A 14708-nucleotide genomic window follows, 5' to 3' on the forward strand; every position below is an offset into this window, starting at 1 on the left:
ACGATACACGTTGCGGCAAAATGGCCTGATGGCCATTTTATGCAAAAATATCCCGTCCCCCGTTTACCGAGCAGGCCCGATGTCCCAGCAACCGACTCTTATCCGCGAAACCTTCCCCGTCGGCCCGTTGCAGTGCAACTGCACGATCATCGGCGATCCGATCACGAAAAAAGCCATCGTGGTCGATCCGGGCGGCAATCATGAATTGATCCTGGCTCGCCTCGACGCCCTGGGCCTGAAGGTGGTCAGCATCATCCACACCCATGCGCACCTGGATCACTTCCTGGCCTCTGGGCAGTTGAAGGAGAAGACCGGCGCGACCCTGCATTTGCACAAGGAGGATCAATTCCTCTGGGACAACCTGGAGATGCAATGCCAGATGTTCGGGGTGCCCTACACGCCGGTGCCTTCGCCGGATCGCTGGTTGGCCGATGATGAAGAGCTGGCCTGCGGTTGTGGCGTGGCATTGCATACGCCGGGGCATACCCCGGGTTCCATGAGCTTCTGGTTTGCCGAGGCCAAATTGCTGATTGCCGGTGACACCTTGTTTCGGCGCGGGGTCGGGCGCACGGATTTGTGGGGTGGCGATCAGGCGACCATCGTGCGTTCGATCAAGCAGCGGCTGTATACCCTCGATGAAGAAGCGACGGTGGTGACGGGGCATGGTCCCGACACTCGCCTGGGCGAGGAAATGCGCGAGAACCCGTTTGTGCGCGCTTGATCTGCAATTGTGTACAGTCGGGGTGGAATCTTTTCCGGTAAAAATGATCCAACGCCCGCAAAGGCCGATGCCTTGATCCGTTGCACCACAGAATGAAGAAAGTAGGAGCTTTGAATGTTCACCAAGCAGCGTTTGATTATTGTCGCTACGGCTGTGGCCTTGCTGTCTGGCTGCGCCTCGCCTAACCCTTACGACAATCAGGGTCAAGCTCAGGGCCAGGCCGACAGTGGTTCCACCGGCATGAGCAAGACCGCCAAATACGGCGGGCTCGGCGCTCTGGCCGGTGCGTTGGCCGGGGCGGCCATCGACCACAACAACCGTGGCAAGGGCGCGTTGATCGGCGCGGCCGTGGTGGGTGCTTCCGCTGCCGGTTATGGTTACTACGCCGACCAGCAGGAGAAAAAACTGCGGGCCAGCATGGCCAACACCGGGGTTGAAGTGCAGCGTGAGGGCGATCAGATCAAGCTGATCATGCCGGGCAACATCACCTTCGCCACCGATTCGGCGAACATCGCCTCGAGCTTCTATCAGCCGCTGAACAACCTGGCGGGCTCGCTCAAGGAGTTCAATCAGAACCAGATCGAGATCGTCGGCTACACCGACAGCACCGGCAGCCGTCAGCACAACATGGACCTGTCCCAGCGTCGCGCCCAAAGCGTGGCGACTTACCTGACGTCGCAGGGTGTCAGCGGTGCCAACTTGAGCGCCCGTGGCGCCGGTCCGGATAACCCTGTTGCCAGCAACGCCGACGTCAATGGCCGGGCGCAGAACCGTCGGGTCGAGGTCAACCTGAAGGCGATTCCGGGTCAGCAGTATGGCGCCCAGCAGCAAGGTACCGTTCAGCAATACCCGTAACACCGCAAAACCCTGTAGGAGCGAGCTTGCTCGCGAAGCGGTGTGTCAGCCGACATCAATATCGACTGATACGGCCCCATCGCGAGCAAGCTCGCTCCCATAGTTGGTTTCCACAGTCGGTTTTGTGTCTGGGCTGACTTTCCTAGTTCGCCTCTTTCACCGCACTGAGAAACGCGCAAGTACGCTCCTGTTGCGGGTGTTCGAAGATCTGCGCCGGCGTGCCCTGTTCGTGAATCTGGCCCTTGTAGAAGAAGCACACGCGGTCGGCGAACTCCCGGGCGAAACCCATCTGGTGCGTGACCATCAACATGGTCAGGTTGTGTTCGGTGCCGAGCTTGCGGATCACGTTGAGCACCTCGCCGCACAGTTCCGGGTCGAGCGCCGAGGTGACTTCGTCGAACAGCATCACTTTGGGACGCATGGCCAATGCCCGCGCGATCGCCACCCGTTGTTGCTGGCCGCCGGACAGCTGCGAAGGGTAATGCCCCAGTTTGCTGCCCAATCCCACCAATTCCAGCAAGTCCGCGGCTCTTTCGCGGGCCTCTACAGGTTTCATCCCGAGCACTTGCACGGGCGCCTCGATGACGTTTTGCAACGCGGTCATGTGCGGGAACAGGTTGAAGCTCTGGAACACCATGCCGATCTTGCCGCGCACCCGCCGGATGTGCCGATCGTTGGCCGGCACCAGCACGCCGTTGCGATTGGGCATGTGAGTCAACAGGTCGTCCTCGATACGGATCAGCCCGTCGTCGATGCCTTCAAGGGTCATCAGCACCCGCAGCAGCGTGGACTTGCCCGAGCCACTGGGCCCGATGATCGCCACTTTTTCACCCGGTGTGACGTCCAGGTTCAAGTGGTCGAGCACGGTGAAGTTGCCGTAGCTTTTGGTGACGTCCTGGAAGCTGACGATCGGCTTGACCGGTTTGGTTTCCTGCATGGCCGTGGCCTCCTGCGGATGCAGCGGGGTCGGGTTGCTTTGCCGGGAAAAGTCGCTGGGTGTCGAGAGTGGAGAAGTCATTAGCGTAGCTCCAGGCGCACTTCAAGGCGCCGTACCAGATAAGCCAAAGCGATGCTCAGGGCGAGGAAAAACAGGCCGACCATGGTGATCGGCTCCAGGTAACGGAAATTCTCGGAACCGATGTTCTTGGCCTGCTGCATGATTTCCACCACGGTAATCGCCGACAGCACCGGCGTGTCCTTGAGCATCGCCACCAGGTAGTTGCCCAATGGCGGCAGGATCGGCCGCAGGGCCTGGGGCAAGATGATGTTGCGGTAGGCGCTGTACGGGGCGATGTTCAGCGCCGTGACCGCCTCCCATTGCGCCCGCGGCACCGCGTCGAGGCCGCCGCGATAGACTTCGGCGATATAGCAGGCGTAATGCAGGCCGATCCCGAGGATCCCGACTTGCATGGCGGTCATGCTGATGCCGTAGTTGGGTAGCACGTAGTAGAGGAAATACACCTGGATCAGCAGCGGCGTGCTGCGGATGAACTCGATCACCCCGGTGGCCGGCAGCGAGATAAAAAGCTTGCGGCTGCGGCGGCCGATGGCCAGGAACAAGCCCAGCACAATGGCGATCAGGAAACCGATCAGGGTAATCCCCACGGTATTGAGCGAAGCGCGCAGCAGATCGGGGAGAATTTGCCAGGCGTAGGTCCAGTCGAACAGTGTCATGACAGACCTCCACGCATCCGCCCGCGAGCCAGGCGCCGCTCAATCTGGCGCATGCCGATGTTGATGGCTTGCGCCAAGACGAAATAGATCACCAGCGCCAGGCTGAAAATCTCCAGGGTCTGGAAGGTCGCCTGATCCAGCTGACGAGCGCGGAAGCTCAGGTCGGACAAGGTGATCAGCGATACCAGCGAGGTGTTTTTCAGCAGTTCGATCAGCAGGTTGGTGCCCGGCGGGATCGCCGCGAGCAACGCCTGGGGCAAGATGATGCGCTTGAAGCGTTTGTAGCCGCTGAAGTTCAGCGCCGTGGAGGCTTCGTACTGACCCTTGGCCACCGAGCTGATTGCGCCGCGCATCACTTCCGCGCCGTAAGCGCCGATGTGCAAGCCGAGACCGACGATGGCCACGGCGTAGGGGCTCAATTCAAGGTTGAAGGGTGGCAGCGGCAGCACGAAAAACAGCCAGAACAATTGCACCAGCAACGACGTGCCGCGAAACACTTCAATGTAGGCAATGGAAAACCAGCGCAGTGGCCGCCAGGGCGACATGCGCCCGAGCGCCGCCAGGATGGCGGCGACGATCGCCAATATCGAGCCGAAGAATGTCACCTGGAGGGTTACCCAGGCCCCTTGTATCAATAACGGAAGTAATTCACCCATGAGTCAACCTGGCCATCCGGATTAAGCAGGGAATAGGCATCGCACCGGGGCGCCATGCCTGCCTCGACTACTGAGCGCAGAGCTCGGCAGCCGTTTTGCTTGTCACGTTGGATTTGTCGAACCCGAAAGGGGCGACCGCCTTGAGATGCTCTTCGGAGCCCAGCCACTTTTTCAGTTCGGCGTTGACCGCATCACGCAGGTCTTTGTCTTCGGGACGGAAGGCGAGGGCGCCGTAACCGATGTGCGACGGATCGTCCTTGAACTCGGTAACCGCCTGGACCTTGTCGCCACCCTTGCTGGCCAGGCCTTTCATGGTCAGTTGGGTGCCCACGGCCGCATCGGCACGCCCGGCGCGCACGGCTTGCAACTGCGCGGTCGTGTCCGGCACCTGGAGGATTTGCGCGTCCTTGACCCCGGAATCCCGCGCATACGCCAGGTTCACCGTACCGGCCATGATCGCCAGCTTCACGTCAGGGTTGTTGGCGATGTCTTCATAGCTGTGCAGGTTCTTCGGGTTGCCCTTGGCCGTGAGCAGGGCGTCCGGCAGTTGGTACTGCGGGTCGGTGAACAGCACCTGCTTGCAGCGGGCCGGGGTGATGTACATGCCGGCGGCAATCACATCGAAACGCCCGGCGCGCAGACCGGGGATCAACGAACCCCACTCGGTCAACACGCCATCGACCTTGGTAATGCCCATCTTGGCGAAAATGGCCTTGGCGATTTCCGGTGATTCACCGGTGACCCTGCCGTCGGTTTCGGTAAAGGCGAACGGGGTTTCGTTGGCGTAACCGATGCGGATACTGCTGTTCTGTTTGATGGTTTCCAGGGTCGTGGCGGCCTGGGCGCCGGCGGCCAGGCCGAGCATCGCGCACGCCACGAACAGGCGGCGCAACGCATGGGGAGTGCGGGAGGGGAAATTGCTCATCGATAAAATCTCCTGTTTCTTGTGGACCCGTCGTGGACGGCTCTGTGGTAGGAGGCAGTGTGACAAGAGCAAAGCGTACGGGCCGGTCCATTCGAGTGGGATACTCGATTGGGACACTGCGCCGGCACAGATCGATTGATTTTTTTGTGACGGCTTTACCCGCCTGTGCATCGACCTTGAACCGAGCATACAAAAGCCCCGCGCAACATTGCATTGCACTAGGACAATTGCTTTGCATGGATTCTCGCGGGATGCTGTCCGCACTGGCACCTACGCGGGTTTTAGCGCCGATGGACAAGTGGAAAGCAGCATTGGAAATGGCCCGCAGCGGCGAATCCAAGTACAAGATTCTGGTGCAGGCGATCGCCGAAGACATCGAGCAAGGGGTGTTGGCCAACGATCAGCGGCTGCCGCCGCAACGGCAAGTGTCCGATGCCATGGGCATCAGCGTGCAGACGGTTACCAATGCCTATAAGGAACTGGAGCGCCAGGGCCTGGTGCGATGCGAAGTCGGGCGCGGCAGCTTTGTGTCGCGGCGCATGAGTGATCGGGTGGCCACCTATATTCTCGACAGCCCCGAACGGGCGCTGGTGGATTTTTCCATCACCCGGATTCTGCACACCCGCGAGCATGACCAGTTCTGGCGCGAGACCTGCCGCGAGCTCAGCACCGAAGAAGATCAGCCGTGGATTCACGCCTTTCGTCCGATCGCCGGGTTCGAATCACACCGCGAGGCCGCCATGCACTGGATCGGCCGCCAGGGCCTGCGGGTCGAGCGCGATGACATCCTGATCACCAACGGCGCCGCCCACGGGATCTTCCTCGCCCTGGCGTCGCTGGCCGGTCCCGATGACGTGGTGCTCTGCGAAGGGGTGACCGACCACGGCGTGATCGGCAATTCCCAAGTGCTGGGGTTTACCCTCAAAGGCCTGGAAATGGACCGCCATGGCATCGACCCGGAACATTTCGAAGACATGTGCAGCAACGAGCGCATCACCGCGCTGGTGTGCACGCCGAACCTGAACAACCCGACCACCAGCCTGATGCCGGACAGCCGCCGGCGCGAGATCGCCGAGATCGCCCGACGCTTTGGCGTGCACATCATTGAGGATGACGTGTATGGCCCGCTGCTGGATGAACGGCGAGCGCCGCCCATCAGTCATTACCTGCCGGAACTGTCGTTCTATTGCACCAGCATGACCAAGTCGGTGCTGACCGGTTTGCGCATTGGTTATCTCGTGGTCCCCAAGCGCCTGGCACTGCGCACTGAGAGTATTCTGCGGGTCAACAGCTGGATGGCCACGCCCATGGTGTCCGAGATCGCCGCGCGCTGGATCCGCGACGGCCGCGCCGAGACGCTGGTGAACCTGCAACGCAAATTGCTGGCGGGGCGCCAGGCAATGGTCACTGAATATCTGGATGACTACGTGCTCGCCCAGCACCCGCACGCCTTGAATGCCTGGATCGGTATCCCGACCCATTGGGAGCTCGACAGCCTGGTACGGGCGTTGCGCCACAAACACATCGCGGTCACCTCGCCCGATCCGTTCACGGTACGTGGCACGCCTCGCCCCCGGGCGGTCCGGGTGTGTGTCGGCGCCGAATGCAGTGATGATGAGATGCGCAATGCGCTGATGGGCATGCGCGAAATCTTCGGTCAGTACCCGCAGATCCATGATTTTTGAACGGAAAAAAGTTCGCAAAAGTTTGTCGGCTAAATTGCCCTAGTACATTCATTCCGACAATCCAGCCCTCTTAGACTGCGCCCAACACCACAGTGGGATGCGGTCATGTCAGCGCTGCAGTTAAACGATGTTTACCTCGCTCGCCAGCGAATCGAAGCGCTGGTCCGGCGTACGCCCATGGAATACTCGCCCAGCCTCTCCTTGCGATTGGGCGTGGCGGTGTACCTCAAACTCGAATCCTGGCAAATCACCGGCAGCTTCAAATTGCGCGGCGCGAGCAATGCCGTGGCGCAGCTCAGCGCCGAGCAAAAGGCCCGCGGCGTGGTGGCGGCATCGACCGGCAACCACGGTCGTGCGCTGGCCTATGCCGCGTCCCGGCAAGGCGTGAAGGCGACCATTTGCCTGTCGCATCGGGTGCCGGCGAACAAGGTCCAGGCCATTCGTGATCTCGGCGCCGAGGTGTGCATCGTCGGTCAGTCCCAGGACGATGCCCAGCGCGAAGCCGAGCGGATCGCCCGCGAGCAGGGCGCGACATTGCTGCCGCCGTTCGATCACCCGGCCATCATTGCCGGGCAGGGCACCCTCGGGCTGGAAATCCTCGAGCAGCAACCGGATGTGGCGCAAGTGCTGGTGCCCTTGTCCGGTGGCGGCTTGTTTGCCGGCGTGGCGCTGGCGCTCAAGAGCGCCAGCGTCAACATCGTCACCCATGGCATCAGCATGCAGCGCGGTGCGGCCATGCACGCCAGCCTGGCGGCCGGCCATCCGGTGGAAGTCGACGAGCTGCCGACCCTGGCCGATTCGCTGGGCGGCGGTATCGGCCTGGACAATGGTTACACCTTCTCCATGACCCGCCACCTCTGCGATCACGTGCACCTGCTCACCGAAGCTTCCATCGCCAATGCCATGCGTCATGCCTATCGCGAGGAACGCCTGGTGCTGGAAGGCGCGGCGGCGGTCGGCATCGCGGCGTTGCTCGATGGCCTGATCGAGCCGCGCGGGCCGATCGTGGTGGTGGTCAGCGGCCGCAACGTCGACATCGATCAGCACCTGCGCGTATTGGCTGGCGCTGATGCCTGAACCCAAACAATAACGACTGACGGGAGTACAGCGCTGATGACTGACATTACTTTATTGAGCGAAGCAGACCTGCGCGCCTGTGTCGCGCTGGATCTGCCGAGCATCGACGCCATCGAACAGGCCTTTGTGCTGCTGGCCACGGCGGTCGTGGCCATGCCGCCGATCCTGCGGCTGGACATCCCCGAGCATAACGGCGAAGTGGACGTGAAGACCGCTTACCTGCCGGGGCTGGAGCGTTTTGCGATCAAGGTCAGCCCGGGTTTTTTCGACAATCCGAAGCTCGGCCTGCCGAGCCTCAACGGCATGATGATGCTGTTGTCGGCCCGCACCGGTTTGCTCGATGCCTTGTTGCTGGATAACGGTTACCTGACCGCCGTGCGCACCGCGGCGGCCGGCGCGGTGGCGGCTCGGGCCCTGTCACGGGCCGACAGTCGCCGGGTGGCGCTGATCGGTGCCGGCGAGCAGGCGGCGTTGCAGCTGCAGGCCTTGCGCCTGGTACGGCCGATCGAACACGTACGGGTCTGGGCCCGCGACAGCGCCAAGGCCGTGGCCTTCAGCATTGAGCTGGCGCGCGACAGCGGTCTGGCGGTCACGTCGTGCGCGAGCATCGACGAAGCCATGGCCGACGTGGACATCGCGATCACGTGCACCCCGAGTCGCGAACCCTTGATCGAAGCGCGCCACTTGCACCCCGGCCTGCACATCACCGCCATGGGGTCCGACGCTGAACACAAGAACGAAATTGCTCCCCGGGCGCTGGCGCAGGTCGATCGTTATGTCGCCGATCGCCTGAGCCAGACCCGCCTCCTCGGCGAGTTGCATCACGCCCTGGTGGCAGGCGTCATCGCTGACGAATCGAGCCTGGTGGAACTGGGTCAAGTGCTGGCGGGCCAGCGTCCCGGTCGAACCGACGCCGCGCAAGTAACGTTGTGCGACCTCACCGGCACCGGCGCCCAGGACACGGCCATTGCCAATCTGGCATTCGAGCGCGCGCGCTCGGCCGGCATGGGTTTTCAATTCGGCAGCTAATCGGTTTTTTCATCCGTGCGTCATTTATCAGAGGGCATGTGCATGTCTCAGATAGTCGTCAATCTTCCGTTCGAGCGGGAGGAATACGCCCAGCGTCTGGCCAAGGTACGAGCGGCCATGCAGGTCCAGGGCATCGAGCTGTTGCTGGTCACCGATCCATCGAACATGGCCTGGCTGACCGGCTATGACGGTTGGTCGTTTTACGTCCACCAATGCGTGCTGCTGGCGCTGGACGGCGAGCCGGTGTGGTTTGGTCGCGGGCAGGATGCCAACGGTGCCAAGCGCACGGTGTTCATGCAGCACGAGAACATCGTCGGCTACCCGGATATCTACGTGCAGTCCCGGGAACGCCATCCCATGGACTACTTGTCGAAGGAAGTCATCAGTGTCCGCGGCTGGGACGCTCTGACCATTGGCGTGGAAATGGACAACTACTACTTCAGCGCCGCCGCTTATCTGTCGCTGAAGAAAAACCTGCCGCAGGCCACCTTGATCGACGCGGTCGGGCTGGTGAATTGGCAGCGGGCGATCAAGTCGCCGCAGGAAATCGCCTACATGCGCATCGCGGCGCGCATCGTCGAAAACATGCACGGGCGGATCCTCGAGCGGATCGAGCCGGGCATGCGCAAAAACGAGCTGGTGGCCGAGATCTACAGCAGCGGCATCCTCGGTGCCGACGGTCATGGCGGCGATTACCCGGCCATTGTGCCGCTGTTGCCCACGGGCGCCGATGCCAGCGCGCCGCACCTGACCTGGGACGATTCGCCGTTCGAGAAGGGCGCCGGCACCTTCTTTGAAATTGCCGGGTGCTACAAACGCTATCACTGCCCGCTGTCGCGCACGATCTACCTGGGTAAACCGCCGCAACACTTTCTCGACGGCGAGAAAGCCGTGGTCGAAGGCATCGCTGCCGGGCTGGATGCGGCCAAGCCGGGCAATACCACCGGCGACATTGCCGTGGCCTTTTTCAAGGTGCTGGAGAAGTTCGGCATCCACAAGGACAGCCGTTGCGGTTACCCGATCGGGATCAGTTATCCACCGGACTGGGGCGAGCGCACCATGAGCCTGCGTCCCGGCGACAGCAGCGTGTTGCAACCGGGGATGACCTTCCACTTCATGCCGGGCCTGTGGATGGACGATTGGGGGCTGGAGATTACCGAAAGCATTCTGATCACCGAAACCGGGGTCGAGACGTTGTGCAATGTACCCCGCCAACTGTTCGTGAAGGATTGAGCCATGAGCGAATTACCTGACAACCCGATCAGCGCCACGGTGGATTTTGCCCGCGAAGGGGTGCAGCACGGGTTTCTCAAATTGCCGTATTCGCGGGATGACTCGGCCTGGGGTGCGGTGATGATTCCGCTCACGGTGATTCAGCGCGGTCAGGGTCCGACCGCGCTGCTCACCGGTGGTAACCACGGTGACGAATACGAGGGCCCGGTGGCGCTGAGCAAACTGGCCCAGGGCCTGACGGCCGCCGAGGTCACCGGACGGGTGATTATCGTCCCGTTCATGAACACCCCGGCGTTTCATGCCGGGCGGCGCACGTCGCCGATCGACAAGGGCAACCTCAATCGCAGTTTCCCCGGCAAGCCGGACGGCACAGTGACCGAGAAAATCGCCGATTATTTCAACCGGACCCTGTTACCGCTGGCGGACATCGTGCTGGACATTCATTCCGGCGGCCGCACCCTGGATTTCCTGCCGTTCGCCGCCTGCCATGTGCTGCCGGACAAACAGCAGCAAGCCCGATGCGAAGCCGCCATGCGCGCGTTCAATGCGCCGTACGGCATGCGCATGCTGGAGCTGGATGCGGGTTCGATGTACGACACCGCCGCCGAGGGGCAGGGCAAGGTCTTTGTCACGACCGAATTGGGTGGCGGAGGCTCGTCCAGTGCGCGCAGTGTGGCGATTGCCGAGCGCGGGGTGCGCAATCTGCTGGTGCATGCGGGGATTCTCGAAGGCGAGGTCCAGGAAACGCAGTCGATCATGCTCGACATGCCCGATGGTGATTGTTTCATCGCCAGCGAACACGACGGTTTGCTGGAAATTTGTCGTGATCTGGGGGACAAGGTGAGCAAGGGCGAGGTGATCGCTCGGGTGTACGACGCCACCCGCACGGGTGTTGCACCGGTGGAATATCGCGCTGCGCGCAGCGGTTTGCTGGCGGCACGGCATTTCCCCGGGTTGGTGCAGTGCGGCGATACCGTGGCAGTCATCGCCGACCTGACAGGCTGAACTCAACCCCTGTGGGAGCAAGCTGTTTCAGCCCAACCTCTCTCATTGACCGGAGACCCTCGGCCCATGCACAAACTCGATCGCTACGACCTGAAAATCCTGCGAATCCTCGCCGAAGACGGGCGTATCACCAAGTCGAGCCTGGCCGAGGCGATCAATCTCTCGGTGACCCCGGCATGGGAGCGGGTGCGCAAGCTGGAAGCGCTGGGGCTGATCAAGGGATATCGAGCGCAAATCGACTGGAACGCCGTGTTCAAAAGTCAGCAGGTGCTGGTGGAAATCACCCTGGCCCGACACACGGCTCAGGACATGCGCCGTTTCGAGCAGCGGATGAACGAGGCCGTCGAAGTGGCGTTCTGTTACGCCACGGGTGGCGGCGTCGATTACATGGCGATGATCCAGGCGCCGGACATCGATCATTACCAGCGCTTTATCGATCAATTGCTGCTCGATGACCTGGGCATCGAGCGCTACTTCACCTACATCGTCACCAAGACCATCAAAACGGCTGGCGCCTTGCCGGCCGAGCTGGCGCAAGAATCCTGAAAACACACAAATCCCCTGTAGGAGCGAGCTTGCTCGCGATGGTCGTCAACGATAACGCGTGAAGCCTGATGACCACGGTGCCCAATTTTTTTCGCGAGCAAGCTTGCTCCTGCAGGGGATCTGCGGTGATTCAGGTGATGCGGTTGTCACCGCAAAAAACCTCTGTTTGCTGGCGTTCAATCAGAAAAAACCACCTGCCAAGCCTGGCCAAACGCCAAATCACCCAAGCCACGCTGCCCTAGCATGGATTCACGCACACGGATTGGAGTGAACGCCATGACCTACAAACATCCACTGCTGTTCAAAGCGCTCTGCTACGTCGACGGCCACTGGGTCCACAGTGACAGCGGCCACAGCGTCGCCGTACACAACCCGGCCGATCAGAAGTTGATCGGGCATGTACCGATGCTCGATCAGCCTCAAATCGTCGCCGCCGTTGACGCCGCGCATCGGGCCTTTGCGACCTGGCGTAAACAAAGCCTCGATGCCCGCGGGACCATTTTGCGGCGCTGGGCGGCCTTGATGCTTGAGCACCAGGAAGACCTCGCACGCATCCTCAGTCAGGAGCAAGGCAAGCCCCTGGCCGAGTCCCGTGGCGAAATCGCCTACGCCGCCAGCTTCATTCCGTGGTTCGCCGAAGAAGCGCGACGCTTGAACGGGCAAAACATCCCCAGTCACATCCCCGGCGCGCATCTGGGCACGGTCAAGGAGCCGGTCGGCGTCTGTGCATTGCTGACCCCGTGGAATTTCCCTTCGGCGATGATTACCCGTAAAGCGGCTGCGGCACTGGCTGCGGGCTGTACTATGGTGATCAAACCCGCCCATGAAACGCCGTTTTCGGCATTGGCTTTGGCGCAACTGGCGGAGGAGGCGGGGTTTCCGGCCGGCGTGTTCAACGTGGTGCTGGGCGATCCGCAGATGACCCTGCAGACCCTGGTGCAAGACAGCCGCGTGCGTTCAGTGAGTTTCACCGGCTCGACCCGCGTCGGTAAGCTGGTCCTGCAAGCGGCAGCCCAGGATGTGAAGAAAGTGTCGCTGGAGCTGGGCGGCAACGCGCCGTTCATCGTCTGCGCCGATGCCGATCTGGCGTTGGCGGTGCAAGTCGCGGTCGAGGCCAAGTTCCAGACCTCCGGCCAGGACTGCTGCGCGGCCAACCGGATCATGGTCGAGCGCTCGGTCTACCCGGCCTTTCTCCAACGCTTTGCCGCCGCGGTGCGCGAGCTGCGGGTGGGACCTGCGCTGGTGGGCGATCGGGAGCAAAGCGTCGACGTCGGTCCGTTGATGCATCAAGCCGCGTTCGATGTCACCGCTGCACGGGTCGCGGATGCCCTGCAACGTGGCGCACAACGGCTGGTCGGCGGCGAGGCCCATGCCCTCGGCGGCTTGTTCTACCAGCCGACGGTGCTGGCCGACGTCACGCCGGACATGCGCATCTACCGCGAAGAAAACTTCGCGCCGATCGCCGGGGTGATGCCGTTCGACACCCTCGACCAGGCGATCGAAATGGCCAACGACACCGAATACGGTCTGGCCGCCTACATTTGCTCCAATCGCCTGGACCTGATCTACCCACTGATTCGCCGTCTCGACCATGCGATGGTCGCGGTCAACGGCGTCAAGTTCACCGGCCATCCGATCCCGTTCGGGGGCATGAAAGCCTCGGGCCTGGGCCGCGAAGGCGGCACCGAAGGCTTCGAAGCCTTCGTCGAAACCAAATACTTTTGCCTGCACCATCAAGGCCAGTGCTAAGGCCAGTTCCCAGGAGACATGCCATGAACCAAGAACTCGATACGCTGTTCGAACAAGACCGCGCGCACTTCATGCACCCCTCGACCCACGCCCATGATCACGCCAGCGGCGCGCTCAAGGGGCGCATTATCAAGAGCGCGTCGGGCATTCGCATCCGCGACCACGAAGGCCGCGATTTCATCGACGCCTTTGCCGGGCTGTACTGCGTGAACATCGGCTACGGTCGCACCGAAGTCGCCGACGCCATCTACAAGCAGGCCAAGGAACTTGCTTACTATCACACCTACATGGGCCATTCGAGCGAGGCGATCATCGAGCTGTCCAGCCGAATCATGGACTGGGCGCCCGAAGGCATGAAAAAGGTCTACTACGGCCTGTCCGGTTCCGACGCCAACGAAACCCAGGTCAAGTTGGTGCGGTATTACAACAACGTGCTGGGTCGCCCGCAGAAGAAGAAAATCATTTCCCGTGATCGCGGTTATCACGGCTCGGGCATCATGACGGGCAGCCTGACCGGCCTGCCAACCTTCCATCAGCATTTCGACCTGCCGGCCGAAGGCGTCAAGCACACCGTGTGCCCGCACTGGTACCGCAAGGCGCCGGCCGGCATGGATGAAACGGCGTTCGTGGGCTACTGCGCCGATGAACTGGAAAAAATGATCCTGGCCGAAGGACCGGAGACCGTGGCCGCGTTCATCGGCGAACCACTGATGGGCACCGGCGGCATCATTGTGCCGCCGGCTGGTTACTGGGCGGCGATTCAAGCGGTGCTGAACAAATACGATGTGTTGTTGATCGCCGACGAAGTGGTGTGCGCCTTCGGTCGCCTGGGGTCGAAAATGGGCAGTCAGCGCTACGGCATGCGCCCGGACCTGATCACCACGGCCAAAGGCCTGACCAGTGCTTATGCGCCATTGTCGGCGGTGATCGTCGGGGAAAAAGTATGGAACGTGATCGAGAAGGCCTCGCAGTCAGAAGGCGCCATGGGCCACGGCTGGACGTATTCCGGGCATCCGATTTGCGCGGCGGCGGCGCTGGCCAACCTCGACATTCTGGAGCGTGAAAACCTGACAGCCAACGCCGAGAAGGTTGGCAGCTACCTGAACCGTCGGTTGCGTGAAACCCTGGAAGGTCACCCGCTGGTGGGCGAAGTGCGGGGCGACGGCATGCTGGCTGCGGTCGAGTTCATGGCCGACCGTGAGCAGCGCACGCCGTTCGATGCAGCGCTGAAGGTCGGGCCGAAAGTGTCGGCAGCCTGTCTGGAGCGCGGCATGATCGCCCGGGCGATGCCCCATGGCGACATCCTGGGCTTTGCACCGCCGTTGATTTTGACTGAAGAAGAGGCCGATCTGATCGTCGACATCACCAAGGCGGCGGTCGATCAGGTAGCCAGTGAGGTGCTTGGCTAAGCGCGTCCGGCCTGAGCGTTATAGGTTCTCGGTTCGGGCCCCTTCGCTGGCAAGCCAGCTCCTACAGGGTTTGTGTTGATCACAAGATAATGGTCAGACACAAATCCTGTAGGAGCTGGCTTGCCAGCGAAGGGGCCCTGACAG

The 14708-nt window shown here is 61.8% G+C and carries 14 protein-coding genes; 10 read left to right on the forward strand and 4 right to left on the reverse strand.

The window, feature by feature from the left end; genetic code table 11:
* Window positions 1-79 precede the first annotated feature (79 nt).
* Window positions 80-721 (forward strand): MBL fold metallo-hydrolase, encoded by a 642-nt coding sequence (locus ELQ88_RS07005; protein WP_128873716.1) that lies wholly within the window; start codon window positions 80-82, stop codon window positions 719-721.
* 114 nt (window positions 722-835) lie between these two features.
* Window positions 836-1576 carry an OmpA family protein gene (locus ELQ88_RS07010; protein ID WP_128873717.1) on the forward strand — a complete coding sequence of 247 codons (741 nt, stop codon included), beginning with the start codon at window positions 836-838 and terminating at the stop codon, window positions 1574-1576.
* A gap of 142 nt (window positions 1577-1718) precedes the next feature.
* On the opposite strand, the gene ehuA is transcribed toward ELQ88_RS07010, so the two are convergent.
* The 4 genes from ehuA to ehuB form a co-directional block, all read right to left on the reverse strand.
* Window positions 1719-2513 carry an ectoine/hydroxyectoine ABC transporter ATP-binding protein EhuA gene (gene ehuA / locus ELQ88_RS07015; protein WP_056740927.1) on the reverse strand — a complete coding sequence of 265 codons (795 nt, stop codon included), beginning with the start codon at window positions 2511-2513 and terminating at the stop codon, window positions 1719-1721.
* A gap of 80 nt (window positions 2514-2593) precedes the next feature.
* Window positions 2594-3250: an ectoine/hydroxyectoine ABC transporter permease subunit EhuD gene (gene ehuD, locus ELQ88_RS07020; protein ID WP_128873718.1), complete on the reverse strand. Its 657-nt coding sequence runs from the start codon at window positions 3248-3250 to the stop codon at window positions 2594-2596.
* A complete protein-coding gene (gene ehuC, locus ELQ88_RS07025; RefSeq protein ID WP_128873719.1) occupies window positions 3247-3906 on the reverse strand; it encodes an ectoine/hydroxyectoine ABC transporter permease subunit EhuC in 660 nt (219 codons plus the stop codon). Before ehuC ends, ehuD begins: the two co-directional genes overlap by 4 nt.
* 67 nt (window positions 3907-3973) lie before the next feature.
* Window positions 3974-4831, reverse strand: a complete 858-nt coding sequence (gene ehuB, locus ELQ88_RS07030) for an ectoine/hydroxyectoine ABC transporter substrate-binding protein EhuB (protein ID WP_138964315.1) — start codon at window positions 4829-4831, stop codon at window positions 3974-3976.
* Window positions 4832-5121: 290 nt separating this feature from the next.
* Between ehuB and ELQ88_RS07035 the strand changes: the two genes are divergently transcribed.
* The 8 genes from ELQ88_RS07035 to ELQ88_RS07070 all read left to right on the forward strand — a co-directional run bounded on the left by ELQ88_RS07035 (window position 5122) and on the right by ELQ88_RS07070 (window position 14564).
* The gene (locus ELQ88_RS07035; RefSeq protein WP_138969487.1) at window positions 5122-6516 is read left to right on the forward strand and encodes a PLP-dependent aminotransferase family protein; all 1395 of its coding nucleotides are present in this window, start codon (window positions 5122-5124) and stop codon (window positions 6514-6516) included.
* A gap of 105 nt (window positions 6517-6621) precedes the next feature.
* A complete protein-coding gene (gene eutB, locus ELQ88_RS07040) occupies window positions 6622-7593 on the forward strand; it encodes a hydroxyectoine utilization dehydratase EutB (protein ID WP_138964317.1) in 972 nt (323 codons plus the stop codon).
* Window positions 7594-7629: 36 nt separating this feature from the next.
* Window positions 7630-8622 carry an ectoine utilization protein EutC gene (gene eutC, locus ELQ88_RS07045; protein WP_138964319.1) on the forward strand — a complete coding sequence of 331 codons (993 nt, stop codon included), beginning with the start codon at window positions 7630-7632 and terminating at the stop codon, window positions 8620-8622.
* 42 nt (window positions 8623-8664) lie between these two features.
* The gene (gene doeA / locus ELQ88_RS07050) at window positions 8665-9855 is read left to right on the forward strand and encodes an ectoine hydrolase DoeA (RefSeq protein ID WP_138964321.1); all 1191 of its coding nucleotides are present in this window, start codon (window positions 8665-8667) and stop codon (window positions 9853-9855) included.
* A gap of 3 nt (window positions 9856-9858) precedes the next feature.
* Window positions 9859-10860 (forward strand): N(2)-acetyl-L-2,4-diaminobutanoate deacetylase DoeB, encoded by a 1002-nt coding sequence (gene doeB / locus ELQ88_RS07055; RefSeq protein WP_138964323.1) that lies wholly within the window; start codon window positions 9859-9861, stop codon window positions 10858-10860.
* A gap of 66 nt (window positions 10861-10926) precedes the next feature.
* Entirely contained in the window at window positions 10927-11406 is a 480-nt protein-coding gene (locus ELQ88_RS07060) for an Lrp/AsnC family transcriptional regulator (RefSeq protein ID WP_128873724.1), read from the forward strand.
* A 276-nt stretch (window positions 11407-11682) separates the two neighbouring features.
* On the forward strand, window positions 11683-13155 hold the full coding sequence (locus ELQ88_RS07065; protein ID WP_138964325.1) for an NAD-dependent succinate-semialdehyde dehydrogenase: 1473 nt from the start codon (window positions 11683-11685) through the stop codon (window positions 13153-13155).
* A gap of 23 nt (window positions 13156-13178) precedes the next feature.
* Window positions 13179-14564, forward strand: coding sequence for an aspartate aminotransferase family protein (locus tag ELQ88_RS07070; RefSeq protein ID WP_128873726.1), 1386 nt, complete (start codon window positions 13179-13181; stop codon window positions 14562-14564).
* The last annotated feature ends 144 nt before the right edge of the window (window positions 14565-14708 follow it).

Origin of the sequence: Pseudomonas sp. MPC6 (assembly GCF_006094435.1) — a bacterium.
GTDB lineage: Bacteria > Pseudomonadota > Gammaproteobacteria > Pseudomonadales > Pseudomonadaceae > Aquipseudomonas.